General features: G+C 73.6%; 18 protein-coding genes. 9 read left to right on the top strand and 9 right to left on the bottom strand.

Going from position 1 to position 24936, the window contains the following annotated elements:
* Positions 1–153 precede the first annotated feature (153 nt).
* The 5 genes from trpB (at position 154) to ACWCRA_RS20080 (ending at position 5640) form a co-directional block, all read left to right on the top strand.
* Entirely contained in the window at positions 154–1392 is a 1239-nt protein-coding gene (gene trpB, locus ACWCRA_RS20100; RefSeq protein WP_351544695.1) for a tryptophan synthase subunit beta, read from the top strand.
* Positions 1389–2213, top strand: coding sequence for a tryptophan synthase subunit alpha (trpA, locus tag ACWCRA_RS20095; RefSeq protein ID WP_351544698.1), 825 nt, complete (start codon positions 1389–1391; stop codon positions 2211–2213). The genes trpB and trpA overlap by 4 nt, the downstream gene beginning before the upstream one ends.
* 85 nt (positions 2214–2298) lie before the next feature.
* A complete protein-coding gene (locus ACWCRA_RS20090) occupies positions 2299–3213 on the top strand; it encodes a DsbA family protein (RefSeq protein ID WP_451068198.1) in 915 nt (304 codons plus the stop codon).
* 120 nt (positions 3214–3333) lie between these two features.
* A complete protein-coding gene (lgt, locus tag ACWCRA_RS20085) occupies positions 3334–4377 on the top strand; it encodes a prolipoprotein diacylglyceryl transferase (protein WP_451068197.1) in 1044 nt (347 codons plus the stop codon).
* A 150-nt stretch (positions 4378–4527) separates the two neighbouring features.
* The gene (locus tag ACWCRA_RS20080; RefSeq protein ID WP_451068196.1) at positions 4528–5640 is read left to right on the top strand and encodes a protein kinase family protein; all 1113 of its coding nucleotides are present in this window, start codon (positions 4528–4530) and stop codon (positions 5638–5640) included.
* A gap of 165 nt (positions 5641–5805) precedes the next feature.
* Here the strand turns inward: ACWCRA_RS20080 and ACWCRA_RS20075 are convergent, their stop codons facing one another.
* The 6 genes from ACWCRA_RS20075 to ACWCRA_RS20050 form a co-directional block, all read right to left on the bottom strand.
* Positions 5806–6639: an HpcH/HpaI aldolase/citrate lyase family protein gene (locus ACWCRA_RS20075; protein WP_351544710.1), complete on the bottom strand. Its 834-nt coding sequence runs from the start codon at positions 6637–6639 to the stop codon at positions 5806–5808.
* The gene (locus ACWCRA_RS20070) at positions 6636–7826 is read right to left on the bottom strand and encodes a CaiB/BaiF CoA transferase family protein (RefSeq protein ID WP_351544713.1); all 1191 of its coding nucleotides are present in this window, start codon (positions 7824–7826) and stop codon (positions 6636–6638) included. Before ACWCRA_RS20070 ends, ACWCRA_RS20075 begins: the two co-directional genes overlap by 4 nt.
* Positions 7823–9208, bottom strand: a complete 1386-nt coding sequence (locus tag ACWCRA_RS20065; RefSeq protein WP_451068195.1) for an ADP-ribosylglycohydrolase family protein — start codon at positions 9206–9208, stop codon at positions 7823–7825. Before ACWCRA_RS20065 ends, ACWCRA_RS20070 begins: the two co-directional genes overlap by 4 nt.
* A complete protein-coding gene (locus ACWCRA_RS20060; protein WP_351544718.1) occupies positions 9205–10377 on the bottom strand; it encodes an ADP-ribosylglycohydrolase family protein in 1173 nt (390 codons plus the stop codon). The genes ACWCRA_RS20065 and ACWCRA_RS20060 overlap by 4 nt, the downstream gene beginning before the upstream one ends.
* Positions 10340–11620 carry an ADP-ribosylglycohydrolase family protein gene (locus ACWCRA_RS20055; RefSeq protein ID WP_451068225.1) on the bottom strand — a complete coding sequence of 427 codons (1281 nt, stop codon included), beginning with the start codon at positions 11618–11620 and terminating at the stop codon, positions 10340–10342. Before ACWCRA_RS20055 ends, ACWCRA_RS20060 begins: the two co-directional genes overlap by 38 nt.
* Before the next feature lie 119 nt (positions 11621–11739).
* A complete protein-coding gene (locus ACWCRA_RS20050; RefSeq protein ID WP_351544723.1) occupies positions 11740–12798 on the bottom strand; it encodes an ADP-ribosylglycohydrolase family protein in 1059 nt (352 codons plus the stop codon).
* Between the two features lie 210 nt (positions 12799–13008).
* Between ACWCRA_RS20050 and ACWCRA_RS20045 the strand changes: the two genes are divergently transcribed.
* The 3 genes from ACWCRA_RS20045 (at position 13009) to ACWCRA_RS20035 (ending at position 20283) form a co-directional block, all read left to right on the top strand.
* Positions 13009–13737, top strand: coding sequence for a VIT1/CCC1 transporter family protein (locus ACWCRA_RS20045; protein WP_351544726.1), 729 nt, complete (start codon positions 13009–13011; stop codon positions 13735–13737).
* Positions 13738–14270: 533 nt separating this feature from the next.
* A complete protein-coding gene (gene gltB, locus ACWCRA_RS20040) occupies positions 14271–18830 on the top strand; it encodes a glutamate synthase large subunit (protein ID WP_351544729.1) in 4560 nt (1519 codons plus the stop codon).
* Positions 18823–20283: a glutamate synthase subunit beta gene (locus ACWCRA_RS20035; protein ID WP_451068194.1), complete on the top strand. Its 1461-nt coding sequence runs from the start codon at positions 18823–18825 to the stop codon at positions 20281–20283. The genes gltB and ACWCRA_RS20035 overlap by 8 nt, the downstream gene beginning before the upstream one ends.
* A gap of 144 nt (positions 20284–20427) precedes the next feature.
* Here the strand turns inward: ACWCRA_RS20035 and ACWCRA_RS20030 are convergent, their stop codons facing one another.
* A complete protein-coding gene (locus ACWCRA_RS20030) occupies positions 20428–21918 on the bottom strand; it encodes an MFS transporter (RefSeq protein ID WP_451068193.1) in 1491 nt (496 codons plus the stop codon).
* A 110-nt stretch (positions 21919–22028) separates the two neighbouring features.
* Between ACWCRA_RS20030 and ACWCRA_RS20025 the strand changes: the two genes are divergently transcribed.
* Positions 22029–22538 (top strand): pyridoxamine 5'-phosphate oxidase family protein, encoded by a 510-nt coding sequence (locus ACWCRA_RS20025; protein WP_451068192.1) that lies wholly within the window; start codon positions 22029–22031, stop codon positions 22536–22538.
* A 280-nt stretch (positions 22539–22818) separates the two neighbouring features.
* Here ACWCRA_RS20025 and ACWCRA_RS20020 read toward each other — a convergent pair whose 3' ends face one another.
* Together ACWCRA_RS20020 and ACWCRA_RS20015 are read right to left on the bottom strand one after the other, a co-directional pair.
* A complete protein-coding gene (locus ACWCRA_RS20020; protein ID WP_351544739.1) occupies positions 22819–23766 on the bottom strand; it encodes an acyl-CoA dehydrogenase in 948 nt (315 codons plus the stop codon).
* Positions 23766–24905, bottom strand: coding sequence for an acyl-CoA dehydrogenase family protein (locus tag ACWCRA_RS20015; protein ID WP_451068191.1), 1140 nt, complete (start codon positions 24903–24905; stop codon positions 23766–23768). Before ACWCRA_RS20015 ends, ACWCRA_RS20020 begins: the two co-directional genes overlap by 1 nt.
* Between the last annotated feature and the right edge of the window lie 31 nt (positions 24906–24936).

The following is a 24936-nucleotide window of genomic DNA, read 5'->3' as shown; positions in this document are numbered from 1 at the left end:
AGCTCCGCCGCCGCCCCACGGCCGCGCCCGGAGCCGTTCCCCCGTGCCACGGGCCCGGCCGCGGGAACACGGGCCCCGGTGACCGCGCACACCGCCCGTCCCGAGCCACACCAGACTTCAGGGGCCCCGCGCCCCGACCGAGGAGTACGCCGGATGTCTTCCGACTTCTTCATTCCCGACCCCGACGGCCGCATCCCCAGCGCGACCGGCTACTTCGGCGACTTCGGGGGCAAGTTCATCCCCGAGGCGCTCGTCGCCGCCGTCGACGAGGTCGCCGTCGAGTACGACAAGGCCAAGGCGGACCCCGCCTTCACCGCCGAGCTGAACAGCCTGCTGGTCAACTACACCGGCAGGCCCAGCGCCCTCACCGAGGTGCCCCGGTTCGCCGAGCACGCGGGCGGCGCCCGGATCTTCCTCAAGCGGGAGGACCTCAACCACACCGGCTCGCACAAGATCAACAATGTGCTGGGCCAGGCGCTGCTCACCCGGCGCATGGGCAAGACCCGGGTCATCGCCGAGACCGGAGCCGGACAGCACGGCGTGGCCACCGCCACCGCCTGCGCCCTCTTCGGCCTGGACTGCACCATCTACATGGGCGAGATCGACACCGAGCGCCAGGCGCTCAACGTCGCCCGGATGCGCATCCTCGGCGCCGAGGTCATCGCGGTGAAGTCCGGCAGCAGGACCCTCAAGGACGCCATCAACGAGGCGTTCCGCGACTGGGTCGCCAATGTCGACCACACCCACTACCTCTTCGGCACGGTCGCCGGACCGCACCCCTTCCCGGCCATGGTGCGCGACTTCCACCGGGTGATCGGCGTCGAGGCCCGCCGCCAGATCCTGGAGCGCGCCGGCCGCCTGCCGGACGCCGCCCTCGCCTGCGTCGGCGGCGGCTCCAACGCCATCGGGCTCTTCCACGCCTTCATCCCCGACAGCGGGGTCCGGCTCATCGGCTTCGAGCCCGCCGGCCACGGCATCGAGACCGGCGAGCACGCCGCCACCCTCACCATGGGCGAGCCCGGCATCCTGCACGGTTCGCGGTCGTACGTCCTCCAGGACGAGGAGGGCCAGATCACCGAGCCCTACTCGATCTCCGCCGGACTCGACTACCCGGGCATCGGCCCCGAGCACTCCTACCTCAAGGACAGCGGCCGGGGCGAGTACCGCGCCGTCACCGACGACGAGGCGATGAGCGCGCTGCGGCTGCTCTCCCGCACCGAGGGCGTCATCCCGGCGATCGAGTCCGCGCACGCGCTGGCCGGCGCCCTGGAGGTCGGCCGCGAGCTGGGCCCGGAGGGGCTGCTCCTGGTCAACCTCTCCGGCCGCGGCGACAAGGACATGGACACCGCCGCCCGCTACTTCGGGCTGTACGACGGGGAGGAAGCGAAGTGAGCGGACAGGTACAGCTGCTGGGCGAGGCGCTCGCGGCGGCGAAGGCGGAGGACCGGGCCGCGCTCATCGCCTATCTGCCGGCCGGCTTCCCGACGGTCGACGGCGGCATCGAGGCGGTCAAGGCCGTACTGGCGGGCGGCGCCGACATCGTCGAGGTGGGGCTGCCGCACAGCGACCCCGTCCTGGACGGGCCGGTCATCCAGACCGCCGACGACATCGCCCTGCGCGGCGGAGTCAAGATCGCCGATGTGATGCGCACGGTCCGCGAGGCCCACGCCGCCACCGGCAAGCCGGTCCTGGTGATGACGTACTGGAACCCCATCGACCGCTACGGCGTCGAACGCTTCACTGCCGAGCTGGCCGAGGCGGGCGGCGCCGGCTGCATCCTGCCCGATCTGCCGGTCGAGGAGTCCGGGGTGTGGCGCGAGCACGCCGAGAAGCACTCCCTGGCCACCGTCTTCGTCGTCGCGCCGAGCAGCAGGAACGAGCGGATCGCCACGATCGCGGCGGCCGGCTCCGGCTTCGTCTACGCGGCCTCGCTGATGGGGGTCACCGGCACCCGCGCCTCGGTGGGGGCCCAGGCGCAGGACCTGACCGAGCGCACCCGCGCCGCCACCGATCTCCCGGTCTGCGTGGGCCTCGGCGTCTCCAACGCCCGGCAGGCGGCCGAGGTCGCCGCCTTCGCCGACGGAGTGATCGTCGGCTCCGCCTTCGTCCAGCGGCTGCTGGACGCCCCGGACGAGGCCACGGGACTGGCGGCCGTACGGCAGCTGGCCGCCGAACTCGCCGACGGCGTGCGGCAGGGGCGCACCGGCGCGTAGGACGGCGCGCTCGTACGTGATCCCTCGTACGGGTGGTTCCGGACCGGGGAGGCGCGTTGGCGCCTCCCCGGTTCGTTTGCGGGATGTGAGCGACAACAATCAGGTACGGAAAGGGTCCGCGCGCGAGCGGCTCCAGCAGGAACGCGAGCGGGAGAAGGCCCGGGACAGACGGCGGCGGACACTGATCGTCTCCGCCGCGGTGGTGGCCGTCCTCGGTCTCGCGGCCGTGATCGGGGTGATCGCCGCCAACACCGACAGCGGCAAGGACAGCGGCACCGGGAGCGGTCCGCTGCTGGCCCCCGCCGGCGCGGAGGGCAAGGACCAACTGGCCATCCCGGTCGGCGCGAGCGACGCCCCGTCCACGCTCACGGTGTGGGAGGACTTCCGCTGCCCGGTCTGCGCCCAGTTCGAGAACGTCTTCCGGGACACCATCCACGACCTGGAGAAGTCCGGTCAGCTGAAGGTCGAGTACAACCTCGCCACGATCATCGACGGGAACATGGGCGGCAGCGGCTCCCTGCGCGCGGCCAACGCGGCGGCCTGCGCCCAGGACGCCGGCAAGTTCGCCCCGTACCACGATGTCCTCTTCCAGAACCAGCCGCCGGAGCCGGACGACGCCTTCGGGAAGAACAGCCGGCTGATCGAGCTGGCGGGCAAGGTCGACGGCCTGGACACCCCCGCCTTCCGCGGCTGTGTGGAGGACGGCGCGCACGACTCCTGGGTCCGGAAGTCGAACACGGCCTTCTCGGAGGGCGGCTTCCGGGGCACGCCGACCGTGCTGCTCAACGGCGAGTCGGTCTTCCCGGACAAGGCGGGGGAGCAGATCTCCGTGGCCAATCTCCGCAGGTGGGTCACCGAGGCCAACAAGGGCAAGCGGCCGGGGAGCCGGACGCCCGCCCCGCCGGCCTCCTCGGCGCCCGCCTCCGCGTCGCCGGCCCCCGCGTCGCCCGCCATGGCGCCGCCGCCCGCCGCGCCGGCACCGGGCGCGACCGCTCCCTGAGCCCGCCGGGGCCCGGCGGCGGGCGGCCCGGACACCCGCCCGCCGCCGGGCCCCGTTATGCAGACGTTGCCCGGGCGGGTTGTCCCGGTCGCGGTGCGGCAGGGTAGCGTCGGACCTGCCATGGAACTTGCCTACATTCCCAGCCCGTCGAGCGGGGCGATCCATCTCGGACCGCTTCCGCTCCGCGGCTACGCGCTCTGCATCATCATCGGCGTCTTCGTCGCCGTCTGGTACGGCAACAAGCGGTGGATCGCCCGGGGCGGCAAGGCCGGCACCGTGGCCGACATCGCCGTCTGGGCGGTGCCCTTCGGACTTGTCGGCGGCCGGCTCTACCACGTGATCACCGACTACCAGCTGTACTTCAGCGAGGGTGAGAACTGGGTTGACGCCTTCAAGATCTGGGAGGGCGGCCTCGGGATCTGGGGAGCGATCTCCTTCGGCGCCGTCGGCGCCTGGATCGGCTGTCGCCGCCGGGGCATCCCCCTGCCCGCCTGGGCCGACGCCCTCGCGCCCGCCATCGCCTTCGCCCAGGCGATCGGCCGCTGGGGGAACTGGTTCAACCAGGAGCTCTACGGGAAGCCGACGGATCTGCCCTGGGCTCTGAAGATCAGCGAGGGGCCGAACCGCGAGGCGGGGCTCTACCACCCGACCTTCCTGTACGAGTCCCTGTGGTGCGTCGGGGTCGCGGTCCTGGTGATCTGGGCGGACCGCCGTTTCCGGCTGGGCCACGGCAGGGCGTTCGCCCTCTATGTCGCCGGTTACTGCGCGGGGCGCGGCTGGATCGAGTACATGCGGGTCGACGAGGCGCACGAGGTGCTGGGGCTGCGGCTCAATGTGTGGACCTCGATCGTCGTCTTCGTCCTGGCGGTGGTGTACATGGTCATCTCGGCGCGGCTGCGGCCGGGCCGGGAGGAGATCGTGGAGCCCGAGGGCACGGGCGCTGTCTCCGCCGACGGTTCTGACCTTTCCGACGGTTCTGACGTTTCCGATGGTTCCGACGGTTCCGACGAGGACGCGTCGGACGGTTCCGGGGGGACGAAGGCCGCGGACGGCTCCTCCGCCTCTCCCGGCTCTTCCGGCTCCTCCGGCGCGGGCAGTGGCAGTGGCAGTGGTTCCGGCTCCGGCTCCGGCTCCGGTGGTCCGGCCGCGGCCAAGAAGGTCTGACACCGGCCGGCACGTCCGCGCCGTGCCGTGGGCCGCCGGGTATCCCTGGATACCCGGCGGCCCACGGCCGTTTCCGGGACTCCGCACAGGGTCCCGTGGCGGGGCCGCCCGGCCCCCGTTCCGTGCGCATCGCCCCTGTGGAGGCGGCAGTTGAACGATCCCGCTCCGCCCAGCGGCGCCCGGCGGGCCGCCCATGTCGCCGTCTCCGCCGCCCTCGCCCGGTACGGTGACACGGCCCTGGCCGAACTGCTCGACACGGCGGAGCCGATCGGCTCCGGCATCGGCGGGACATCGGCGCTGCTGGAGATCGCCGGCACACCGGTCTTCGTGAAGCGCGTCCCCCTGACCGATGTGGAGCGCGGACCGGAACACCTCCGGTCCACGGCGAACCTCTTCGGACTGCCCGTCTTCTGCCACTACGGCATCGGCGCCATCGGCGGACCCGGCTTCGGGGTCTGGCGTGAACTCGCCGCGCACATCATGACGACGGAGTGGGTGCTCGCGGGGGAGTACGAGGGTTTCCCCCTGATGTACCACTGGCGGGTGGTCCCCGGCGCGGCGCCCCTGCCCGACGAGCTGGCCGATATCGAGCGGGCCGTCGCCTACTGGGGCGGCGGCCCGCGGGTGCGCCACCGGATCGAGGCGCTCCGGGAGGCGTCGGCGAGCGTCGCGCTGTTCCTGGAGTACATTCCCCGGGATCTGCACCAGTGGCTGGGGGACCGCGTCGAAGCGGGCGGCGGCACCGCCGCGGCGGCCTGCGCCATGGTGGAGCGGGAGCTGCGGGCCGGTACCTCGTTCATGAACAGCCGCGGACTGCTGCACTTCGACGCGCACTTCCAGAACATCCTGACCGACGGCCGGCGCCTCTTCTTCACGGACTACGGCCTGGCGCTCTCCTCCCGCTTCGCGCTGTCCCCCGATGAGCGGGACTTCTTCGGGCGCCATGAGAGCTACGACCGCGACTACACGGCGAACCACCTGGTGAACTGGCTGGCGACCGCCGTGTACGGGGACGGACGGGAGGAGCGCGAGGCGCGGATACGCCGCTGTGCCGGAGGCGAGCGGCCCACCGGGGTCCCCGAGGAGGTGGGGGCGATCCTCACCCGCCACGCGCCGCGCGCCGCCGTGCTGTCCGGCTTCTTCCGCGGATTCCGCGAGGAGAGCAGATCGACCCCGTACCCGCTGGAGCGGCTCCGCCGCGTCGGCGACCCGTGGACCGGGGCGCCGGGCCGGCCGGACACCTCCCGGCGGGCGGCGGACTAGGCCGTCTCTTTCGGATCGTGCCGGGCTCGCGAGCCCCGGCACCGCGCGCCGCCGCGGTGTCGGTTGCCGTCCGTCGCCGGTGCTCCGCGTGGGCTCCCTCCTCCGCCTCGCGGTCCACGGCACCGGACCCCGCTCACCGATCCGGCCTGATCCGAAAGAAACTCCCTAGCCGGGCGCCTCCCCGAGGGAGCCCGGCCGGCCGGGCGACTCCCGGCGGGCGGCGGAGAGGGTGCGCCGGGCCGCCGCCACGATCGCCGCGTCCACGAAACGGCCGTCCGGGAGGGCGAACGCCGCCCCGCCCGTCGCGGCGGCCCCGATGATCTCCTCGGCGGCCTCGATCTCCTCCGGCGCGGGCCGGAAGACCCGCTCGATGACCGGGAGCTGGCGCGGATGGATCGCGGCCCGGCCCACGAAGCCCAGCGACCGGCCGCGGACGCAGGACGTGCGCAGCGCCTCCATGTCCCGGATGTCGGGGAAGACGGACTGGACCGGTGGCGCGAGCCCGGCCGCGCGGGCGGCGACCACGACCCGGGCGCGCGGCCAGTCGAGCGCGGAGTCCTCCCGTACGCCCAGGTCGGCGCGGAGGTCCGCCTCCCCGATGGAGATGGCGTGGACGGCGGGGTGCGCGCCGGCGATGGCGTAGGCGTGCTCGATGGCGAGGGCGGACTCCAGCAGCGGGTGGAGCGGGACGCCGGGGGCCAGCTCCGCGATCCGGTGGATGTCAGTGGCGTGTGCGACCTTGGGAACACGGAGCGCGCCGAGGCCGGGAAGTCCGGTCAGTGTCGCGATGTCCTGGGGGGAGTTGATGCGGACATGGACGGGCCGTGGCTGGGGGGCCGTGAGGAGTTCGGCCGTGGCGGCGAGGGCGTATTTCCTCCGGTCGGGGGCGACCGCGTCCTCCAGGTCGACGATCACCACATCGGCGCCGGAGGCGAGCGCCTTGAGCACGGTCCGGGGGCGGTCGCCCGGGGCGTAGAGATAGGTGAGGGGGAGGGTCACAGGGCGCCCTGGCCGCGGAGTTCGGCGATATCGGCCCCGGTGAGGCCGAGTTCGGTGAGGACCGTCTCGGTGTCGGCGCCGTGCGGGCGCCCGGCCCAGCGGATGGCCCCGGGCGTCTCGGAGAGCCGGAAGAGGACGTTCTGCATACGGATGGTGCCCAGTTCCGGGTCGGGCACCTCGGTGATGGTCCCCAGCGCCTGGTACTGCGGATCGTCCATGACATCGCGGATGTCGTAGACGGGGGCGACGGCCGCCTCCGCCTTCTCGAAGGCGGCGAGGACCTCGCTCCGGCCGCGCCGGGCGATCCAGCCGCCGACCGCCTCGTCCAGCTCGTCCGCGTGGCCGGCCCGCCCGGCGCCGGTGGCGAACCAGGGCTCCTCGGTGAGTTCGGGGCGGCCCACCAGCCGCATCAGCCGTTCGGCGACGGACTGGGCCGAGGTGGAGACGGCCAGCCACTGTCCGTCCCGGGTGCGGTAGGTGTTGCGGGGCGCGTTGTTGCGGGAGCGGTTGCCGGTACGGGGCTGTACGTACCCCAACTGGTCGTACCAGAGCGGCTGGGGGCCCAGCACGGTCAGGATCGGTTCGATGATCGCCATGTCCACCACCTGGCCCCGCCCGGTGACCGCCCGGGCGGCCAGCGCGGTCATCACGGCGTAGGAGGTGGCGAGGGCGGCGATCGAGTCGGCGAGTCCGAAGGGAGGGAGGGTCGGCGGGCCGTCGGGCTCGCCCGTGACGGCGGCGAAGCCGCTCATGGCCTCGGCGAGGGTGCCGAAGCCGGGGCGGTGGGAGTAGGGGCCGAACTGGCCGAAGCCGGTGACCCGGGTCAGCACCAGACCGGGGGCGGCGGCGCTCAGCTCCGGCCAGCCGAGCCCCCATTTCTCCAGGGTGCCCGGGCGGAAGTTCTCGATGACCACATCGGCGGTGGCGGCCAGGCGCAGCAGGGTGTCCCGGCCGCCGGGACAGGAGAGATCGAGGGTGATGGCGCGCTTGTTGCGGCCCAGCAGCTTCCACCAGAGGCCCACCCCGTCCCGGGCGGGGCCGTGGCCCCGGGACGGGTCGGGGCGGCCGGGGTGCTCGACCTTGATGACCTCGGCGCCGAAGTCGCCGAGCATCGTGGCTGCGAGCGGCCCCGCGAAGAGGGTGGCCAGATCCAGGACCCGCAGGCCCTGAAGGGGGGTGGTGGTCATGTGCGGTGTGCCTCCTGGTGGGTGAGGTGGGCGAGGGTGTCGAAGCCGATGCCGTCGAAGCCGGGGACGGAGGTGGCGAGCCGGTTCTTGAGCGGGGTGGTCCAGCGCTCGGGCAGGGCGTTCGGGTCTCCGGCGAGCAGCCCCGCGACGGACCCGGCGGTGGCGCCGTTGGAGTCGGTGTCCCAGCCGCCGGAGACGGCCCGGCAGATGGAGCCGGAGAAGTCGCCATCGGCATGGGTGAGGGCGGCGGCGAGCAGGGCCGCGTTGGGCACGGCGTGCACCCAGTGGTGGTGGCCCCAGCGGGAGTGCAACCGGTCCACAACCGTGTCGAAGGAGGGTTCGGCGCGGGCCTGTTCGATACCGGAGCGGACCGCCCGCGCGAGACGGGAGCGGGGCGGTACGACGGTGAGACCGGTGGCCAGGGCGCCGTGCACATCGTGGGTGCCGTCCGCCGCGGCGGCGATCGTGGCGGCGATGAACATCGCGCTGTGGACACCGCTCGCGGTGTGGGTGAGGGCCGCGTCGCGGTGGGCCTGCTCGGCGGCGCCGCCGGGGTCGCCGGGACGGGTCCAGCCGTGGACATCGGCCCGGATGGCGGCGCCGATCCACTCCCGGAAGGGGTTGTGGTGGAGGGCGGTGAGCGGGGGCTCGACGCCGGAGAGGAGATTGCGGTAGGCGACGCGCTCGGCGGTGAAGGTGCGGCCCGCGGGGAGTTCGTCCAGCCAGAGGCGGGCCACGTCGGTGGTGCGGAAGCCGCGTCCGTACCGCTGGAGCAGAAGGAGGTTGAGCAGGGGGTAGTTGAGGTCGTCGTCCTCGGGCATGCCGTCGATGTTCTCGGCGAGGGAGGTGGGGGCGGAGCGCCGGTTCCAGGGGTGGGCGCGGGCGAGGTCGCCGGGGAGGCCCTTGGCGGTGAACCAGGTGGTGAGCGGCCAGTTCCCGGTGGCGCGGGCGAGGGCGCGGATGGCGCCCAGCGGGAGCTTCTCCACCGGCTTGCCGAGCAGGCACCCCGCGGCCCGGCCGAGCCAGGCGGCGTGCAGGGCGTCGGGGGAGGGGCCGTCCTGCGCGGTCCCGCGCGGCGCGGGGGCGGCCGGCCAGTCGGGGCAGACGGCACGGATGGCGGGGAGGGCGGTCGGCTCGTCCCCGGTCAGCGGGGAGGGGAGGGCGGCCAGGTCGTCCAGCAGCCGGAGGGCGAGGGCCCGCAGGGCGGGAGGGGCGGGGGCGGGGGAGGCGCCCGCCGCGCCGGGCGGGCGATGCCCGCCCGCCCGGCGCCAGGCGGCGGCGATCCCGGCGGCGTCCCGGCCGTCCTCCGCCGCCTGCCGCAACTCGTGCCCGAGCAGGTCCTCGGGCTGCACCCAGGTCAGCCTGAGCGCGTCGTCCGTCACCGGGGGCCGTCCGCCGTCAGCAGGCCGAAGGCGGCCTCGTGGGCGCGGTGGCGCTCCCGGTCGCGCGCGAAGACCTCCCGGGCCACCGATGCCAGCTCGCGCGCGGGGGCGTGCAGATCGAGCCGGCTGGCCCCGGCGACCTCCCCGGCCCACTCCGGGGGCACCGCCGCCTCCCCGTGGAGCGCGCCCGCGATGGCCCCCGCCATGGTGGCGATGGAGTCGCAGTCGCGGCCGTAGTTGACCGCGCCCAGCACGGTCCCGCGGTAGTCGCCCCCGGCGATCAGCAGCATGCCCAGGGCGATGGGCAGCTCCTCGATGGAGTGCACCCGGGAGGGGCGGCGGGCGGCCAGCGAGGGGTTGCGGTAGTCGGGTCCCACGGTGTCGAAGGGGGCGACGGCCGCCCGCAGCGGGGCGAGCGCGGCTTCGGGGTCGGTGTGGCGGGCCGCGACCCCGGCGACGGCCTCGATGGCGGCGCGCGTGCCGTCCTTGGCGAGGGAGAGGGCCGTGTCCAGGACGGTCGCGGGCGTGGCGCCCGGCGCGCAGGCCGCCGCGACCGACGCCGCGAGGACCCCGGCCGCCTCCCGTCCGTACGAGGACTGGTGGGCGCCCGCGATGTCGAGGGCCTCGGCGTAGGCGGCCCGGGGGTTGGCCGCGTTGACCAGCCCGACCGGGGCCGTGTACATCGCGGCACCGCAGTTGACGATGTTGCCGGAGCCCGCCTCGCGCGGGTCGTGGTGGCCGTAGTGGAGCCGGGCCACCAGCCACTTCTCGGCGAGGAAGATCCGCTGGAGGGGGAGTGCCTCGGCCTCCAGCTCGGGAATCCAGCGCGGGCGGGTCATCAGGTCCGGCACCAGGTGGTCGGCGACCGCGTAGGCGTCGAGATGGTCGCGGACCGTGGCGTACACCCTGATCAGCGCGTGGGTCATCAGGGTGTCGTCGGTGACGTGCCCGTCTCCCTTGTGGTAGGGGGCGATGGGGCGGGCGGTGCGCCACTCGTCGCCGTACCAGGGGCCGACGATGCCCTGGACACGGCCGCCGTGGCGTTCGGTGATCTGCTCCGGGGTCCAGCCCTCGACCGGGCCGCCGAGCGCGTCGCCGACGGCGGCGCCGATCAGACTGCCGGTGATCCGGTCATCGAGTGCCGTGGTGGGGAGTGCTGTCAGCATCATGCCGGAATTGTCCACCCATGACGGCCAGTTCCGAGTCTGCCAGCATCTCGGCGAGTTTCACCAGATCCGTCCCCGCGAGTCGGGGCAGTGCGCACCCCGCGAGGGTGCGGCAGGCCGCACGCCAGCCGGCCGGGATGGTGTCGCCGCCGCCGAGCGCCCCCGTCAGCGCGCCGGCCAGCGCGGGGGCCGAGTCGGCGACCCGGGAGAGACAGGCCGCGGTGGGCACCGCCTCCGACACCCGTCCGCGCGCGGCCGTCGCGACGGCGAGGGCGACCGGGACCGTCTCGGCCGCGGCGATGCCATAGCTGTAGACATGGTCCACGATCTGATGCTCCAGCAGCGGTACGAGATCGAAGGCCGCGGCGGCCTCCCGGGCGAGCCTGACGGCGTGCCGGCCGTTGCGGCCGATCTCCGTGGTGTCGGGGAGCTGGGCGAGCGCGGCGTCCACGGCGTCGTCGACGGCCGCGCCCCCGAGGGCCGCCGAGACGGCGGCGGCCATGGCGCGGGCGCCGTGCACCCCGTCGCCGTCCTGGGTGTAGCGGGCGTCGAACTCCGCCAGGGCGGCGGCCGATTCGGGGTCGCCCGGGTGGACGGTGGCCAGGACCACCGCCCGTACACAGGCGGCGTCGTCGAAGTAGTGCGGATTGTCGTGGCCGGTGGCGGGCGGGCGCAGCCCGGTGGCCAGATTGCCGAGGCCCGCGCGCACGGAGATCCGCGCCCGGAGCGGCAGGACGGCCGACTCCACCTCGGGCGCCCGGGCCGCCGCCGCCGCGACCTCGCCGGCCAGCGCGTTCCAGGCGAGATCGACGGCGGCGCGCAGCCGGTGGGCGGGGGCGAGAGCGGTGAAGAGCCGGCCGGAGGCGGCGAGGACGGTCTCGGCGGTGAAGGCGGCCCACTCCGCGTCGTCGGACGGTCCGAGCCGCAGCGGCTCGGGCGGCTGGTTCAGGGCGATGGGGACGGGGAGGGTGGTGGTGGCGTTCTGCTCGGCGAAGGTGTCCAGCTCCCGGGTGAGCCGGCGGGTCCACTCGGGCATCCGGGCCGCGCGGTGGCGGGCGGCGGGCCAGCCGGCGGCGTCCCCGGCGGCCAGCCCGAGGAGCAGCCCCTCGACGGGGCGGGCGACCGCGCCGGCGGGGCGCCCCGGGGCGGTCCGCGCCGCCCGCCGTCCGCTCTCCCGGCCTGCGTCGCCCGGTCCGGTCCGGGTGAGGTGCGGGCGGGAGGCGGTGTCGGGGCCGGCCGGGGGCAGGTGTGGGCAGGAGGCGGTGTCGGGGCCGGACGGGGGCGGGTGCGGGCGGGTGGTGTCCGCGGGCCCGGGGTGCAGCGGCTCCCGTGGTTCCGGCGCGGGCCAGGCCTGCGTCGCGCTCGTCATGACGCCGCCTCCGGGCCGTCCTCCGGACAGAGCAGATCCGCGATGTCCAGGACATGCTGGCCGCGCATCGACGGCAGACAGCTCCCCCGCACCGGGCCGATCGCCGCCGCCCACGCGGCGGGAATCGCCGAGACACCGGAGACCGCCCCGGCCAGCGCGCCCGCCACCGCCGCCGTGGTGTCGGCGTCGCGGCCCATGTTGACGGCGGTGAGCACCGAGGTGCGGAAGTCGCCGCGCGCCGCCGTGAAGGCGCCGAACGCCAGGCCCACGGCCTCCGGCGCGAGATCCGTCCAGGGGTACCCGCCGATCACCACCGAGGAGCGGACCGCCCGCTCCATCGTCAGGGTGTCCGGGTAGTCGCGCTGGGCGGTGACCACGCCCCGGCGCAGCGACCGCGCCGTCCAGGAGTCCATCGGGATCACCGAGAGCGCGGCGCCGATCACCCCGGCGGGGCCCGCGCCCGCCATCGCCGCCGCGACGCCCGCGGCCACCGCCCGGCCGCCGTAGATGCCCTCGCCGTCGTGGCTGACCGTGCCGTCGATCGCCACCAGCCGGGCCGCCTCCAGCGGCCGTCCGGCCGCGAAGACCCCGAAGGGGGCGGCCCGCATCGCCAGACCGTCGCTCCAGGCGTGCCGGTGCTGGGCCGAGATGGGGGCGGCGAGCCCGCGCCGGAGGTTCTCCAGGGTGCCGCGCTCGCTGAATCCCGCGCCCCGGAAGGGGCCCTCGTCGAGATCGGCGATCCAGTGGTGCCAGGCCCGCTCCACATGGGCGACGGTCAGAGCGGAGCCGTGCCGGGCGAGGAGCAGGCCGGAGAAGATGGCGTACTCCGTGTCGTCGGTGCCGGCCGGGTCGTCGGTGACGAAGCCCTCGATCCTGCCCCACCGGCGGCGGATCTCCGAGGGCCGCAGATTCTCGGCGGGCGCCCCCAGCGCGTCGCCGACCGCCAGTCCGAGGAGGGCGCCCCGGGCCCGTTCGGAGAGCGCGCGGGGGAGGGGGGCCGGGGGCGCGGGGCGGAGGGGGGCGGGGTGGCGGGCGGTCACAGCGGTCAGATCCATGGGGTGGGGCCTCTCGCGCGCGATCCGGGTTGCTGGATCTGTGCCCCGGGTGCCCCCGTGCGAGTCGGAGAATCGTTTCTGTCACCCCCTCGACGTCAGGTAAGTACGGCCTGCCTTGCTGGCGCGCCCCTTACTTCGTGCGTATTTTCGACACTGTTCGAAAGGTGTGGGACGGAACGGTCCGTTCTGTGCCGGGGAAGGGGATTGACCGTGTCCATCATCGAGAGCGCGGCGCCGACGCACGAGGCGCACCGCGACAACCACACGCACCGCGATGTGAACGGCGGCTGGCTGCGGCCCGCCGTCTTCGGCGCGATGGACGGTCTCGTCTCCAATCTGGCGCTGATGACGGGGGTCGCGGGCGGGGCGGTCTCCACCCGGGTCGTGGTGGTGACGGGGCTGGCCGGGCTGGCGGCGGGGGCGTTCTCGATGGCCGCGGGGGAGTACACCTCGGTCGCCTCCCAGCGGGAGCTGGTCCAGGCGGAACTGGAGGTGGAGCGGCGCGAATTGCGCAAGCACCCGGTGGACGAGATGGAGGAGCTGGCGGCGCTGTACGTGGCGCGCGGGGTGGAGCCGGCGCTCGCGCGGGAGGTGGCGATGCAGCTCTCCCGGGACCCGGAGCAGGCGCTGGAGATCCATGCCCGGGAGGAGCTGGGGATCGACCCGGACGATCTTCCGTCGCCGGTGGTGGCGGCGGTGTCGTCCTTCGCGGCGTTCGCGCTGGGGGCGCTGCTGCCGCTGCTGCCGTATCTGCTGGGAGTGGGGGAGCTGTGGGCCGCGGTGGGGGTGGGGCTGGCGGGGTTGTTCGGGTGCGGGGCGCTGGTGGCGAGGGTGACGGCGAGGAGCTGGTGGTTCAGTGGGGTGAGGCAGCTGGGGTTGGGGGGGTTGGCGGCGGCGATCACCTTTGGGTTGGGGGCGTTGTTGGGGGCCGCGCTTTAGGGCCCGGGCGGCCTGAGCCCGTCTGGGGCTTGAGGGCGGCCCCCGCGCCGGGGCCGGTCCGGTGCCCCCGGCCCGTCCGGGAGCCCCAGAGGGGCTGGGGTGGTGCTGCTCAAACCCCGGCGGGGCCGAGGTGGCGCTCCTCGGAAATGCCGATGGAGCGGGAATTCGTGCCTGGGGTCCGCGCTGGGGCGGGGGCCTCAGGGGGATGGGGGTGCCCCGGGGTGGGAGGGGCTTGAGGGTGAGACACTATGCGGGGGGATGCAAAAGTAGCCGTAACTCGCCGGTTTCGATTCCTTCATCTCCGGGCATGAGCCGGGGGCGCCGCGGGCAACGAAGCCCGCTCTTCGAAGGCCCTGCGGATACCGATCTGTCCGACGGTGACCCCTTCACCCGCTTAGTGCGGTGTCCGCATGCTGGAATGAGCTATCCGCTTTCCGAGAACCTCTCCATCATGTAACCTGCACGAAATTTCACGGAGGGCCAACGTCGTCCCTCGGTATCTGATACATGCCACGACGACGACGGGAGAGCCGATGCGTTCCGACGCCTGGTCGCCCATGGACGGTCGCCCCGCCCCTCAGGGGATGTACGACCCCCGTAACGAACACGATGCCTGCGGCGTCGGGTTCGTGGCCACCCTGACCGGTGTTGCCAGCCATGAGCTGGTGGAACAGGCGCTGACCGTACTGCGGAACCTTGAGCACCGCGGTGCCACCGGCTCCGAGCCCGACTCGGGAGACGGCGCCGGAATCCTGTTCCAGGTGCCCGACGCGTTTCTGCGCGAGGTCAGCCCGTTCGAGCTGCCCGATGCCGGGGCGTACGCCGTCGGCATCGCCTTCCTCCCCGAGGACGGCACCGACGAGGCCGTCTCGCGGATCGAGACCCTCGCCGCCGAGGAGGACCTCACCGTCCTCGGCTGGCGCGAGGTCCCCGTCACCCCGGGCCTCCTCGGCAACGGCGCCCGCGCCACGATGCCTGTTTTCCGCCAGCTCTTCGTGGCCGACGGCAGCAGCACCGGGATAGCCCTCGACCGCAAGGCCTTCGTGCTGCGCAAGCGCGCCGAGCGCGAGGCCGGCGTCTACTTCCCGTCCCTGTCGGCGCGCACCGTCGTCTACAAGGGCATGCTCACCACCGGCCAGCTGGAGCCGTTCTTCCCGGACCTCTCCGACCGCCGGCTCGCCTCCGCCGTCGCCCTGGTCCACTCCCGGTTCTCCACCAACACCTTCCCGAGCTGGCCGCTGGCCCACCCGTACCGCTTCGTCGCCCACAACGGCGAGATCAACACGGTCAAGGGCAACCGCAACTGGATGCGCGCCCGCGAGTCCCAGCTGGCCTCCGGCCTCTTCGGGACCGCCGCGCTGGAGCGGATCTTCCCGGTCTGCACCCCTGACGCCTCCGACTCCGCCTCCTTCGACGAGGTCCTGGAGCTGCTCCACCTCGGCGGCCGGTCCCTGCCCCACGCGGTGCTGATGATGGTCCCCGAGGCGTGGGAGAACCACGACTCCATGGACCCGGCCCGCCGCGCCTTCTACCAGTACCACTCCACGATGATGGAGCCCTGGGACGGCCCGGCCTGTGTCACCTTCACCGACGGCACCCAGGTCGGCGCGGTCCTGGACCGCAACGGTCTGCGCCCGGGCCGCTACTGGGTCACCGACGACGGCCTGGTCGTGCTCTCCTCCGAGGTCGGCGTCCTCGACATCGACCCCGCCAAGGTCGTCCGCAAGGGCCGTCTCCAGCCCGGCCGGATGTTCCTCGTCGACACCGCCGAGCACCGCATCATCGAGGACGACGAGATCAAGGCCGGTCTCGCCGCCGAGCACCCCTACGAGGAGTGGCTCGACGCGGGCACCATCGAGCTGGAGGACCTGCCCGAGCGGGAGCACATCGTGCACACCCACGCCTCGGTCACCCGCCGCCAGCAGACCTTCGGCTACACGGAGGAGGAGCTCCGCATCATCCTCGCGCCGATGGCGAGGACCGGTGGCGAGCCCCTCGGTTCCATGGGCACCGACTCCCCGATCGCGGCCATCTCCCAGCGGCCCCGGCTGCTCTTCGACTACTTCACCCAGCTCTTCGCCCAGGTCACCAACCCTCCGCTGGACGCCATCCGCGAGGAACTGGTCACCTCCCTGCTCTCCACGCTCGGCCCGGCCGGCAATCTGCTGGAGCCCAACGCCGCCTCCTGCCGCAGCGTCACCCTCCCCTTCCCGGTGATCGACAACGACGAGCTGGCCAAGCTCGTCCACATCAACGCCGACGGCGACATGCCCGGGATGAAGGCCGCCACCCTCTCCGGCCTCTACCGCGTCAGCGGCGGCGGCGACGCGCTCGCCGCCCGTATCGACGCCATCTGCGCCGAGACCGACGCGGCCATCGCCGACGGCGTCCGGCTGATCGTGCTCTCCGACCGCCACTCGGACGCCGAGCACGCGCCGATCCCGTCGCTGCTGCTCACCTCCGCCGTCCACCACCACCTCATCCGCACCAAGCAGCGCACCCAGGTGGGCCTGCTGGTCGAGGCCGGCGATGTGCGCGAGGTCCACCATGTGGCGCTGCTGATCGGCTACGGCGCCGCCGCGGTCAACCCGTATCTGGCGATGGAGACCGTCGAGGACCTCGTCCGCGCGGGCACCTTCATCGAGGGCATCGAGTCCGAGCAGGCCATCCGCAACCTGATCTACGCGCTCGGCAAGGGCGTGCTGAAGGTCATGTCCAAGATGGGCATCTCGACCGTCGCCTCCTACCGGGGCGCCCAGGTCTTCGAGGCCATCGGCCTGGACGAGGCCTTTGTCGAGCAGTACTTCAACGGCACCGCCAGCAAGATCGGCGGCGCGGGTCTCGCCGTCGTCGCCGACGAGGTCGCCGCCCGCCACGCCAAGGCGTACCCGGTCTCCGGCATCTCCTCCGCGCACCGCGCGCTGGACATCGGCGGCGAGTACCAGTGGCGCCGCGAGGGCGAGCCGCACCTGTTCGACCCGGAGACGGTCTTCCGCCTCCAGCACTCCACCCGCAACCGCCGCTACGACATCTTCAAGCAGTACACGGACCGGGTGAACGAGCAGTCCGAGCGGCTGATGACGCTCCGCGGGCTCTTCGGCTTCCGCTCCGGCCGCGAGGCCGTCCCGATCGACGAGGTCGAGCCGGTCTCCGAGATCGTCAAGCGGTTCTCGACCGGCGCCATGTCGTACGGATCGATCTCCCGCGAGGCCCACGAGACCCTCGCCATCGCCATGAACCAGCTCGGCGGCAAGTCCAACACCGGCGAGGGCGGCGAGGACCCTGAGCGGCTCTACGACCCCGCCCGCCGCTCCAGCATCAAGCAGGTCGCCTCCGGCCGCTTCGGTGTGACCAGCGAGTACCTCGTCAACGCCGACGACATCCAGATCAAGATGGCCCAGGGCGCCAAGCCCGGCGAGGGCGGCCAGCTCCCCGGCCACAAGGTCTACCCCTGGGTGGCGAAGACCCGCCACTCCACCCCCGGCGTCGGACTGATCTCCCCGCCGCCGCACCACGACATCTACTCCATCGAGGATCTCGCCCAGCTGATCCACGACCTCAAGAACGCCAACCCGAGGGCCCGTATCCACGTCAAGCTGGTCTCCGAGGTCGGGGTCGGCACGGTCGCCGCCGGTGTCTCCAAGGCCCACGCCGATGTGGTGCTGATCTCCGGACACGACGGCGGTACGGGAGCCTCCCCGCTCACCAGCCTCAAGCACGCGGGCGGCCCCTGGGAGCTGGGACTCGCCGAGACCCAGCAGACCCTGCTGCTCAACGGCCTGCGCGACCGGATCGTCGTCCAGACCGACGGCCAGCTCAAGACCGGCCGCGATGTGGTGATCGCCGCTCTGCTGGGCGCCGAGGAGTTCGGTTTCGCCACCGCCCCGCTGGTGGTCTCCGGCTGCGTCATGATGCGCGTCTGCCATCTGGACACCTGCCCGGTCGGCATCGCCACCCAGAACCCGGTGCTGCGCGACCGCTTCTCCGGCAAGGCCGAGTACGTCGTCAACTACTTCCAGTTCATCGCCGAGGAGGTCCGGGAGATCCTCGCCGAGCTGGGCTTCCGCACCGTCGAGGAGGCCGTGGGCCACGCGGAGCTGCTCGACACCGAGCGGGCCGTGGACCACTTCAAGGCCCAGGGCCTGGACCTCGCCCCGCTCTTCCACGTCCCCGAGCTGCCCGAGGGCGCGGTCCGCCACGCCCTGATCGAGCAGGACCACGGGCTGGCCAAGGCGCTCGACAACCAGCTGATCAAGCTGGCCGCCGACGCGCTGGGCGCGGAGAGCGCCGAGGCCGCCCAGCCGGTGCGCGCCCAGGTCCCCATCCGCAACATCAACCGGACCGTGGGCACCATGCTCGGCCACGAGGTGACCCGGAAGTTCGGCGGCGCCGGGCTCGCCGACGACACCATCGACATCACCTTCACCGGTTCGGCCGGCCAGTCCTTCGGCGCCTTCCTCCCGAGCGGCGTCACCCTGCGCCTGGAGGGCGACGCCAACGACTACGTCGGCAAGGGCCTCTCCGGCGGCCGGGTGATCGTCCGCCCCGACCGGGCCGCCGACCACCTCGCCGAGTACTCCACCATCGCGGGCAACACCATCGCCTACGGGGCCACCGGCGGCGAACTCTTCCTGCGCGGGCGCACCGGTGAGCGGTTCTGTGTCCGCAACTCGGGCGCCACCGTGGTCTCGGAGGGCGTGGGCGACCACGGCTGCGAGTACATGACCGGCGGTCACGCGGTGGTCCTCGGCGAGACCGGGCGCAACTTCGCCGCTGGTATGTCCGGTGGTGTCGCCTATGTCATCGACCTCGACCGGGACAACGTCAACTCCGGCAACCTCCAGGCGGTCGAGACCCCGACCGAGGCCGACAGGCAGTGGCTGCACGATGTCGTGCGCCGCCACCAGGAGGAGACGGGCTCCACCGTCGCGGAGAAGCTGCTCGCCGACTGGCCCGCCGCCGCCGAGCGCTTCAGCAAGATCATTCCGACCACGTACAAGGCAGTGCTCGCCGCCAAGGACGCCGCTGAGCTCGCCGGTCTCTCCGAGCAGGAGACCACCGAGAAGATGATGGAGGCGGCGATCAATGGCTGACCCCAAGGGCTTCCTGACCACCGGGCGCGAGACCGCGTGCACCCGCCCGGTGGGCGAGCGACTCAAGGACTGGAACGAGGTCTACGTACCCGGCTCCCTGCTGCCGATCATCAGCAAGCAGGCCGGCCGCTGCATGGACTGCGGCATCCCGTTCTGCCACAACGGCTGTCCGCTCGGGAATCTGATCCCCGAGTGGAACGACTACGCCTACCGGGAGGACTGGGCGGCGGCCTCCGAGCGGCTGCACGCCACCAACAACTTCCCGGAGTTCACCGGGCGGCTCTGCCCCGCGCCCTGTGAGTCGGCCTGTGTGCTGGGCATCAACCAGCCCGCCGTCACCATCAAGAACGTCGAGGTCTCCATCATCGACAAGGCGTGGGACTCGGGCGATGTCACCCCGCAGCCCCCGGAGCGCCTCTCCGGCAAGACCGTCGCCGTCATCGGCTCGGGACCGGCCGGTCTCGCCGCCGCCCAGCAGCTGACCCGGGCCGGCCACACCGTCGCCGTCTACGAGCGCGCGGACCGGATCGGCGGACTGCTCCGCTACGGCATCCCCGAGTTCAAGATGGAGAAGGTGCACATCAACCGCCGTATCGAGCAGATGCGCGCGGAGGGCACCAAGTTCCGCACCGAGGTGGAGATCGGCCGTGACATCGACGCGGCCAAGCTGCGCCGCCGCTACGACGCGGTCGTCATCGCCGCCGGGGCCACCGTCTCCCGCGATCTGCCCGTGCCGGGCCGTGAGCTGAGCGGTATCCACTTCGCGATGGAGTACCTGCCGCTCGCCAACAAGGTGCAGGAGGGCGACTTCATCGCCCCGCCGATCACCGCCGAGGGCAAGCATGTCGTCGTCATCGGCGGCGGCGACACGGGCGCGGACTGCGTGGGCACCGCCCACCGCCAGGGCGCGGCCTCCGTCACCCAGCTGGAGATCATGCCCCGGCCGGGCGACGAGCGCGCCGCCGGGCAGCCCTGGCCGACCTTCCCCATGCTCTACAAGGTCACCTCGGCCCACGAGGAGGGCGGCGAGCGGGTCTACTCCGTCTCCACCACCCACTTCGAAGGCGACGAGGAGGGCCGGGTGCAGGCCCTGCACCTGGTGGAGGTCGAGTTCATCGACGGCAGGCTCACCCAGAAGCCGGGGACCGAGCGCAGCATCCCGGCCCAGCTGGTCACCCTCGCGATGGGCTTCACCGGCACGGACCGGGCCAACGGGCTCGTCGAGCAGTTCGGCCTGGAGCTGGACGAGCGCGGCAACATCGCGCGGGACGCGGAGTACGCCACCAACGTCGACGGCGTGTACGTCGCGGGGGACGCGGGCCGCGGCCAGTCGCTGATCGTCTGGGCCATCGCCGAGGGCCGTTCGGCCGCCCGCGGCGTGGACCGCTATCTGACCGGTGCGAGCGATCTGCCCGCCCCGATCCGCCCCACGGACCGGGCGCTCACCGTCTGAGCCCCGGCCCGCCAGACGTCCCGTACAACGGCGTGCGGAACTGACAACGGCGCCTGCCCCGTCCCCGACCGGACCAGGGTGGGCGCTGTTGCGCGTTCACCGGCCGGCCCCCTCCGGTCACCCGCCCCCGGTCACCTGCCCCGGTCATCTGTCGGCGGGCACCCGCTCGGCGGGCCGGGGCCCGGGGGGCAGGGGGGCCTTCCGGGCGGTACGGGGGCGCAGCAGCCGGTGCGCCAGTACGGCGGCGATCAGCAGGGCCGCCCCGATGGCGCCCAGCAGGGTCTGCCAGGCGCCGGTGAACTCCCCGGCGACCTCCGCGCCCCGGCCCGTCACCACCAGATCCGCCGCGCCCCGGTCGCCCAGCTCCGTCTCCACCAGCGTCATCAGCGCCGCGCCGAAGCCCGCGAGGACCAGGGTGCCCGCGACGCTGCGGCCCGTGCTGAGCAGCCCGGACGCCATCCCCATCCGCTCGGCGGGCACCGTGCTCAGCGCCTGGGCGTCGATCTGGCCGAGCCCCAGGCCATTGGCCGCCCCGATCAGCAGCAGCGGGACGGCCAGCCGCGCGGCCCCCGCGTCCGGGGCCAGGGCCAGCGCCAGCGAGAGATTGCCGACGGCCGACAGCAGCAGCGCCGTCACCGCCAGCCGGCGCGCCGGGACCCCCCGGGCGACCAGCAGACCGCTCACCGAGGGCAGGGCGAAGACCGGGACCGTCATCAGCAGCATCAGCGTCCCGGCGCCGGAGGCCGAGAGCCCGCCCGTGCCCTGGAGATACGTCGGCAGGAAGACCAGCACCCCGATCGAGCCCAGACTGATCGACATCGCCGCGAAGAGCCACCCCGAGAACAGCCGATCGCGGATCAGCGACAGATCCAGCACCGGGTGGCCGCTGCGCCGCTCCACGGCCACGAACACCACGAGCAGCGCGACACCCGCCCCCAGCGGGCCGAGCACCGCGAGGCTGCCCCAGCCGGACTGCGCGCCCTGGGTGACGGCGAACATCAGCAGGGCGAGCCCGGCGATGAAGGTGAGCACCCCCGGACGGTCCACCTTCGGCCGGTCGGCGGCCCGGGACTCCGGGATCAGCGCGGTGAGCGCGAGGACCAGCAGCGCGGCCACCCCGAAGAGCAGGAACGAGGCCCTCCAGCCGAAGGCGCCCACCAGCGCGCCCGACAGGGTCGGGCCGATCGCGATGCCGATCCCGGCGGTGGTGCCCACGGCGGCGAAGACCCGGGCGCGCGCCGGGCCCTCGTGGAGCGTCGCGAGGATCGCGACCCCGCCGGCCATCACCGCGGCGGCGCCGACACCCGCGACGGTCCGGGCGATGTCGAGCACCAGGATGCTCTGTCCGGCGGCGGCGGCGAGGGTGCCGGCGGCGTAGAGCGCGACTCCGGCGGCGAAGACCCTGCGCCGGCCGAAGAGATCGCCCAGCGAGCCGGCGACCAGCATCACCGAGGAGGCGGCGAGGACATAGCCGGTGACCACCCACTGGAGAGCCGCACCGGAGGCGCCCAGGTCCCGGCCTATCTCGGGGAGCGCGACGGAGGTGCCCGTCATGGCCATGGGGAAGGTGAAGTAGGCGAAGAGGATGGCGAGGAGGGCGAGGGTGGGGCGGGAGGGGCGGCGTGGTGAGGTCATGGTCACAGCCTTGGGGCTCAACTTTGGTTGAGGTCAAGGGGTGTGGTCTTTCCTCGCGGGGCGCGGAAATCCCGACAGGGGGTGGCGGGATTGGGTGGTTGGGTGGGTGCATGACTTCGGATACGGGCTCGGGCTCGGGTTCGGCCCCGGCCCCGGCCTCGTGGTCCGGTTTCCGGGCGGCGGAGCCCGCCTTCGCGGACGCCGTTCAGGACCGCTTCGGGAAGCACCGCCACCATGTGCTGGCGACCCTCCGCAAGGACGGGTCGCCCCGGGTCTCCGGGATCGAGGTGATCTTCCGCGACGGAGAGCTGTGGCTCGGCATGATGCCCGGCTCGGCCAAGGCGCGGGACCTCCGCAGGGACCCCCGGCTGGCGCTGCACGCCAATCCGGGGGAGGGGGATTCGATGGACGGGGGAGATGTGAAGGTGGCGGGGTGGGGGGTGGAGGTGGTGGACGAGGGGGAGGTGGGGAGGTTCGCGGAGGCGATGGGGCAGCCGTTGCCGTTTCATCTGTTCCGGGTGGGGGTGGGGTCGGTGGTGCGCACGGGTGTGGAGGGTGCCCGCCTGGTCGTCCACACCTGGCACCCGGGCCGTGCCCTGACCCGCGCCTCCCGCGCCTGACCTCCGGCCGTTCTCTGTCCCGTGCTAGCCGCGCTTGACCTTCGGCGGTGCTCTGACCCGTGCTAGCCGCGCTTGACCTTCGGCGGTGCCCTGACCCGTGCCTCCCGCGCCTGACCTCCGGGCCCGCCCGGAGCGAATCCGCCCCCGCTGGTGTTCGAGGCGAACACTCCAGCCCCTTCGGCGGACATCTCAGCCCCTCCGGCGAGCTGAGGCACAAAATCCAGCCTCGCTGGGGGGTGCCCCCGGACGGGCCGGGGGTGCCGGGTCCGGCGGGAAGTGGTCAGGTGCGGGGCGGGGCGGGGAGGAGTTGGGTGCGGCAGGCGGCGGGGGTGCCCCAGGCGGTGAGGAGCGGGCGGGCCTTGCGGAGCCACAGGGAGAGGTCCAGCTCATCGGTGTAGCCGATCGCCCCATGGAGCTGAAGCGCCGCCCGCGCGGCGGCATACCCCGCCTCCCCGGCCACCACCTTCGCCGCCGCCACATCCCCCGCGTCCCGCGTCACCCCCGCCCCCCACACCACCGCCCTCGCGAACTCCACCCCCACCGCCACATCCGCCAACCGGTGTTTCACCGCCTGAAACCCCCCGACCGCCGACCCGAACTGCACCCGTCCCCGCACATACCCCACCGTCCGCTCCAGCAGCGCCACCCCCACCCCCAGGCACTGCGCCGCCGTCAGCAGCCGCGCCGTCTCCCCGGCGAGCACGGCCGCGGCCCCCACCTCCGCCGACTCCACCACCACCTCCCCGCCCGCGAGCGGCACCGCCAGCCGCCGCACCGGGTCGGAGGAGACCCGCAGCGGCCCGTGCCCCGGCGCGGCCCGCACCCGCCCGGCCTCCGCGACCAGCACCGCCCCCGCCGCGTCCGGGTCCAGCGCGTACCGCCCCCCGCCCGGCAGCACCACCGCCGTCGGCACCCCCTCCGCCACCTCCCGCCACAGCCTCCCCTCCGGGGCGCCCGCGCGCCCCAGCAGCACCCCGGCGGCGACCGTCTCCGCCAGCGGCCCCGGGACCGCGTGCCGTCCCAGTTCCACGAAGGCCACCACCCGCTCCACCGCCGGCAGCTCCGGGTCGAAGACCCCCGCCCCCGCCAGCCGCCGGAACAGCTCCCGGCCGGGAGCGTGGTCCCCCGCCGCCCAGGCCCGGGCCGCCGACGGGACATCGGCGGCCGTCAGCATCGCGTCCAGCGACCGCCCGAACGCCTCCTGCTCCCCCGTCGGCAGAAACCGCATCAGCGCCGCCCCTTCGGCAGGCCGAGCAGCCGCTCGGCGATGATGTCGCGCTGGATCTCGTTGGTCCCGGCGTAGATGGGCCCCGCCAGGGCGAAGAGATGCCCCTCCGCCCACGCGGTGTCCGCGAACCCGCTCTCCTCGCCGAGGAGATCGAGCGCCGTCTCGTGGAGCGCGATGTCGTACTCCGACCAGAACACCTTGTTGAGGCTGGACTCCGCCCCGATCGTCCCGCCCCGGGCGACCCGCGCCGCCCCCGCCCAGGTGAACAGCTGGTAGGCCCGTGCCCCGATGACCGCGTCCGCCACCCGGTCCCGCAGCGCGGGGTCCCCGCCCCCCGCCTCCCACTCCCGTACCAGCCGGCGCGCCGCCGCCAGAAAGCGCCCGGGGGAGCGGAGCATCAGCCCCCGCTCGTTCCCGGTCGCCGACATCGCGATCCGCCACCCCTGTCCCGGCTCGCCGATCACATCCTCGTCGGGGACGAACACCTCATCGAGGAGGAGTTCGGCGAAGGCGGGCTTCCCGTCGAGCCGGCCGATGGGCCGGACGGTGACCCCGGGCTCGGAGAGGCCGAACATCAGATACGTCAGCCCCTGATGGGGGCGGGCGGCCCCCGGGTCCGTACGGAAGATCCCGAACGCCCGGTCCGCGAAGGCGGCCCGCGACGACCAGGTCTTGTGCCCGCTCAGCAGCCACCCCCCGGCGGTGCGCACCGCCCGCGACCGCAGCGCCGCGAGATCCGAACCGGCCCCGGGCTCCGACCACGCCTGCGCCCAGATCACCTCACCGCCGGCCATCGGCGGCAGTATCCGCGCCCGCTGCTCCTCCGTGCCGTGGTCGAAGAGGGTGGCGGCGAGCAGCTGGACGCCGTTCTGCGAGACCCTTCCCGGCGCGCCCGCCGCCCAGTACTCCTCCTCGAAGAGCAGCCAGCGGACGAGACCGGCCCCCCGGCCCCCGTACCGCTCGGGCCAGGAGACGGCGGACCAGCGGTCCGCGTACAGCTCCGCCTCCCAGGCGCGGTGGGCCGCGAACCCCTCCCGGGTCTCCAGGGACGGCAGGGCCGTCCGGGGCACATGGGCGGCCAGCCAGTCCCGGGCCCCGGCCCGGAACGCCTCGTCCTCGGGGGAGTGGTGCAGATCCATGCGCACGCCCATCCTTCCCTAACAAGTGTTT

Source organism: Streptomyces sp. NPDC001889 (genome assembly GCF_053594535.1).
The sequence above is the reverse complement of the archived record's forward strand: the minus strand, read 5'-3'. Positions and strand labels throughout refer to the sequence as shown.